We start from the raw sequence: 5,334 nt of genomic DNA, 5'->3' as shown, positions 1-5,334 counted from the left end.
TGCATGATCTTAAATTCTTCTGATTCCATCTTTTCTCTTTTCTAATACAAGTGTAACACTTTTTTGTAGTAGACAGAGTTTAGTTTACATACTCACATTCTGCTCCTTTTGACAAAGAGAATCAATCATATCAGGTGTGCCGTTTGCTTCTTTATTCAGAAAACGAATGCAATTTCCTAAAACATCAAAATAAATTCTTTTCTCTTTTACATTTACCATTTCATTTGATTGCTCTGGATTTAGTGAGGTTCTTTCACTGCTTCTTTCAACTGAATAAATAAAAAATATAGAGTCATTTTCATAATAGCATTCGGTTTCCAGTTTGTATGAACTATAATCACTTATAATGCTAGTGCTAATTACTGCTATTTTAATTTTATTGGCATCGTAATAATAGGTTATAGTCTTTTTTAGAGTTCTATCTTCTTCTTCATTATGTTCAAAGGACTCCCACGTTATATCTTGTGCTTGCGTGGTGTAGTTCTCTTTTTCCATTAGTGTTTTTTGATACATCTCTCTAATCTCATTTATTCGATTAGTTACATCTTGTCCTTTTAAGTTCACTGCTAGAATTAAGAAAACGAATACAATATTTATTCTCATATAGCTTTATTTTTTATTTACTATTTCTGTTGCGGCTTCGCTTGTAAAACCAAAATGCATCGCATCAATCTTTGAATTAAACGTTCCTCCCCATTGGATTCTTTCATCCGCATCCAAGAAAGCATTGATTAAATCAAGTTCTACACCACAAAAGCCATCTTGCAATAGAACATTCCCAAAACCAATTGAACCTATTCCGCTTTTTAATTTTGTTGCAAAAACTGATAAACTACTACATAGTTTTTTCATATCGGTATCAAAGGATGTTATTTCTGTTTGAATGGTATTGAAATCACTGATATTTATCAATGGAAGATTATTAACTATAGCGATGCTAGTATCTTTCATGCTATAATTAACAGATAGAAGCCAACTGTGTATTTGGGTAAGGAAAGTATTTAATTCATCAACCTGCTCTTTAGCTTCAGTGCTAAATAGGATTGTGTTTTTATAATCAGGAATGAATTTCGCCAGATTATCGATTTGTTTTGCATATTTATCAATTCGGTCAATTAACAAAGCATTTTCAGATGTTGTAATTTGTTCCTCTGCTTTCTTATATGTTGCGAAGATGTCAGCTATTGTATTGTTTATACTCTCTAATGAATTGATTTTAATATTACTTGTGTCATTGTTATAATTCTCAATGCCTTTGTATTTATTTACAAGTTCATCTATAGTTGTGTTTTGATAAATAGTCATAAAATTATCGTTAGCATTTTTTATCTGACTTACTGTTTTACTCTCTCCTAAATCAAATCCTGTTGACTTTTTTATGTAGAACCTCACATAAGCATTGCTCTTTAGTATTTGAGGATTCTTTTTTACATAAAAATCAATTGCCATGCCAAATCCGTGTTCACTTACCTTACCACTACCATTGGGGTCATTCATAGTTCTCATGACTAACGTTCCCATTTGATTTTTATACTTCGAAGTCAAAGTTGTGTAAACTCCTTTTGTGGTTAATGAAGTTTTAACTGATTCTAAAACTTTTGCGAATTCATTATGAACAAGCACCTGTTTACCAAAAAAATCAACACGTTTTGTATTTTCTTTTATATAATCAAAAGGACTTCCTGCCTTTTCTACACCTGCATAACTCATGTAAATTTCTCGATAACGAGTGTAATCATCAAGTGTTTTTGGATAAACATACCCTTGTATATCTTTATTAGCGACCCATTCCAAATGAGCACCAGTTAATATAGTAAAAATAGTATCACAACCAGTCGTAAACACATTTAAACTATCGCCGACAAATGTCTCATAAGCCCAGTCATTAAAATCTTGCCAGTTTGTTATGCTGCTATCTGCATTTGTCAATGCCAAACTGAGGTTGAAAGGTCCATTTTCGTAAACCAATGAATCCTTGTTTTTATCTCCAAAATAACCGTTCCAAGCAAACTCACCTGCAGCTGTGGCTTCTTTCTCTGCCTCATATAATTTCTGCCCATTTTTGTCAAAGACAAACATTTTAGTTAAAAAATCTTCCTCGGAATATCTTTCCAATAAAACTTTTGTTGAATCTCCAAGCTTGTATTTAAGTTTCATTTCTCCAATGCCCGGAGCAAACTCAACGTTCATTTCTGAAATGGAAATTTCAAACTTTCCGGTATCACTTGATGCAATCATCGCTGCCTCCTTCTCATCCTGCGCCCAAGCAAACAACATCGTTTTGGGGTCATGAATCAAATCCCATTGGTGCTTCCACAGGTCGGTGGTGCCGGTGTAGTCCATTAGGTTTTTGGTGGTGCCCTGCGCGGCAATAAAGTTCTCGGGGCTAAAGGGGTGGCGGAGGTTAAAGGCACCATGGCCCAGCTCGTGGGCTACAATGTGGGGGTTGGGGTTGTCGTAAATAAAGCCCACCTGCTTCTGCAGCGGCATATACCCGGCAATATCGCCGGTTTTCCCCTTCACGTTGGCCACAAAGAAGAGGTAGAGGGCATCGTTTTCGAGGTTGTCAATCTCCTTGAACTTGCTGATAATGGCTTTTTGGTCGGAGTTATTGAACTATTTCAAAGAACGTTTTGTTAAAAATAGCATTTTTTTTCAAGTAATTAGCAGTTCGACTTATGCTGCACGCCTAAGGCGAATATATTCTTTCAGACTTTTGCCTGATTTACCTTGTTATTCTTGCCTTTTCAGGCAATGTTCGTAGGCGCAGCCTACTGTTGATAGCCCGACGGCGGTGCAACCGCCGCCGAACCTAATGATTTTTGTTATTTACTTACAGCCTCGGCTTAACAGGGATTGTTTCTACTCAAAATAAACCCTTATATTTCCTTCTTTCTGACTTTCTTCGGTGATTCTTTGTATTAATTCCGTTTTTTCTTCTTCTGTTATTTCTTCTTTGTCATAGGGTGACTCCCACTTCTTGATAGATTTTATATCAGCGTAAAAAGCTGGGGTCAATGTGGCTTCTCCCATTATAAGTATTTTTTTATCTCCTTTCTCAACAAGCATTTTTGAAGGAGTAAGTATTGAATATTGTAATTCCATCTTTTAATTTTTTGGTATTATAGTTTCAATCAATGTCTCAGGGTCAATTGCTGTGATTTTCGTAACTTTTGGATTTGCTTGTAGTTTAATTAACTCTACATTTTCCCAAATGTTATTATCTCTTAAAGTTTTACCAACAACAGCTTTTACTTCACCGGATACTTGTTTTGCATATTGAGCAGAAGCTTGTTCCCACCACATAGGGTCATCTCCAAATTTAGGGGCTTTAATCCCCATCTTTTCTATTTGACCTTCTAATGTGATACCACCTTTGTTTTTAGCAACTTCAAGAGCTTTCTCCCATCCTCCAATACCATTAGTATTGCCAGACCAGAAAAACGCAGCATTGGGTTCTGTTTTTAAAAGATGTGATATTTCGGCAATATCTTTTCGTATTTCCCTGAATACCGTTTTTCCATCATCCGCCTTATCAAGCACACAATATCCTTTTGCCCCGCCTTTCTTCTCAATTTCGTAAACCGCTTCAAAAACATGCTCGCTTTCGGTGAATGTAAGGGTTCCGTCAATATCAATTTTGGCAATGGTAGTATGATTGGTGTTTCCTATCTTTTTCAGCTTAACACCAGTAACACCTCCGCCCATGTTATCAAGCTTAACCCCAAATTCATCTATTTTTGAGACATCAATCTTGTTGTAAGCCTTTTGTAATGCTTTTGCATAATCTGTACTGTTCTTACCAACTGTTTCGGCTAATTCTTTAGCCTTTTTTGCACTACCAAAACCAAAGAACATACTTGCAATGGCAACTCCATCTTTTCCGGCTTCATGTTTAACTACAGTTGCATGACTGTTTGTGTAAACATCAACCTTGTCTTTTACCATCTTAATTGGCATATTCTTTATGTCCTCCCAACTGAGAGAAGTTAAAGATTGCCAAAGATTTGCCCTTACTTCTTTATCAAAAGCAACATCTAAAGCAAGTGTTATAAGTTCAGGTATGCTTTTTATTTCTTCAAACGCACCATCTCCTACGCCAGCCATTAAAGGCTCTAAATTTACAGGACTTCTTTTATAAGCTTCCTCTTTACCAGAACTTTGATTCCATGTTTGCTGCGGAACTTCCATTTTGTCGCAAATGGTTTTTGTCCACGTTTTGGCTGCAACTACACCTTTAACAGCAGAGTTAAACAACGCTTGCATTTGCTCCCCGCCCGATTTCGCATAAACAAGGGCTTTCCCGGCATACACTTTGCTTAAACCTACTATTTCATCAACGGTGGTTTCCTGAACTGGCTCTCCCGATGCAGTAACCGATGGTATTACAATTGCCCCGGCTTTATAATGGTGGCAGATAATTATTTTCTTTCCATTCTCGTCAAAATGTACAGCTATGTTTATATCGGCATTAGAGTTTTCCGGCTGGTTTGGCGATACCATTGGTATTTCCGAATTAGTTACCATTGGGTAACCTGTATAGCTGTAATCTATTGTTACTCCATTATCTCCAGCAAATAACGATACCCATTCTTTAACATCGTTCGGATTTAATTCTGATGCAGAACTAATGCCAAGTTCTTCGTAAGTAAGTTCAAGACAATTCTCATCGTTAAATACTGGGCTGCTCTGTAAAAACTCAAGAAAACTGGCTACTTCTTCGCTAACATTTTCTTCTTCTAAATCTGCCCAATTATCTTCATAGCTGCCGATTTGCGAGATTTTTTGTTCTGAAACTTTCTTGCAGATATAAAACTCAACATCGCCAATGGGGGCATTGCCTTCGTTAACCAATTGGCATCCAATTACAGGTATAAGTACTGTGTTTGGGTATTCTTTTAAAATATCCAAACATTCCTGTTCAACTATACTCTTAATGTCTGCAACATCTTTTTCTTCCGTATGGGTAAATAATTCTAAAACAACAAAAACAGGCTCATCGCTTTCTTTCAGGTATTCCGTTAAAAGATTGTTTACTTGATTAATTGCCTCTGTCGAGAAATTCTCAGCTACTTTATTATTGTCATAAGTGAATTTGTAATTCGTTCTTGCCGTTCCTGTTTTACCATTAAATTCATCAATATACTGCCTAACAAGTTTCCATCGGTCAATGATATAAGCCCCCTCACTCTCATCCTTACCCCATGCAAACAATATCTTCTCAGGGTCATGAATTAAGTCCCACTGGTGCTTCCACAGGTCGGTGCTGCCGGAGTAATCCATCAGGTTTTTGGTGGTGCCCTGCGCGGCAATAAAGCTTTCGGGGCTAAAGGG

At 36.7% G+C, this 5,334-nt stretch carries 4 protein-coding genes; all 4 read right to left on the bottom strand.

All coding sequences use genetic code 11. The features are described 5' to 3' along the window. Positions 1-84: 84 nt before the first annotated feature. Entirely contained in the window at positions 85-603 is a 519-nt protein-coding gene (locus BLS65_RS17120) for a hypothetical protein (protein WP_092441014.1), read from the bottom strand. Between the two features lie 6 nt (positions 604-609). Further along, the gene (locus BLS65_RS17115; protein ID WP_092441013.1) at positions 610-2,532 is read right to left on the bottom strand and encodes a hypothetical protein; all 1,923 of its coding nucleotides are present in this window, start codon (positions 2,530-2,532) and stop codon (positions 610-612) included. Between the two features lie 330 nt (positions 2,533-2,862). After that, entirely contained in the window at positions 2,863-3,105 is a 243-nt protein-coding gene (locus tag BLS65_RS17110; RefSeq protein ID WP_092441012.1) for an Imm74 family immunity protein, read from the bottom strand. A 3-nt stretch (positions 3,106-3,108) separates the two neighbouring features. Continuing rightward, positions 3,109-5,334 (bottom strand): hypothetical protein (locus BLS65_RS18525; RefSeq protein ID WP_212590588.1); only part of this gene is annotated, 2,226 nt, incomplete at its 5' end.

It is taken from the genome of Williamwhitmania taraxaci, from assembly GCF_900096565.1.
In the GTDB taxonomy this organism is placed as follows: Bacteria; Bacteroidota; Bacteroidia; order Bacteroidales; family Williamwhitmaniaceae; genus Williamwhitmania; species Williamwhitmania taraxaci.
Note: the sequence above shows the minus strand (reverse complement) of the source record. Positions and strands in the feature narration are given on the sequence as shown.

Coding starts and splice junctions, on each gene's coding strand:
- BLS65_RS17120 (WP_092441014.1), bottom strand. CDS start 603: ATGAGAATAAATATTGTATTCGTTTTCTTAATTCTAGCAGTGAACTTA.
- BLS65_RS17110 (WP_092441012.1), bottom strand. CDS start 3,105: ATGGAATTACAATATTCAATACTTACTCCTTCAAAAATGCTTGTTGAG.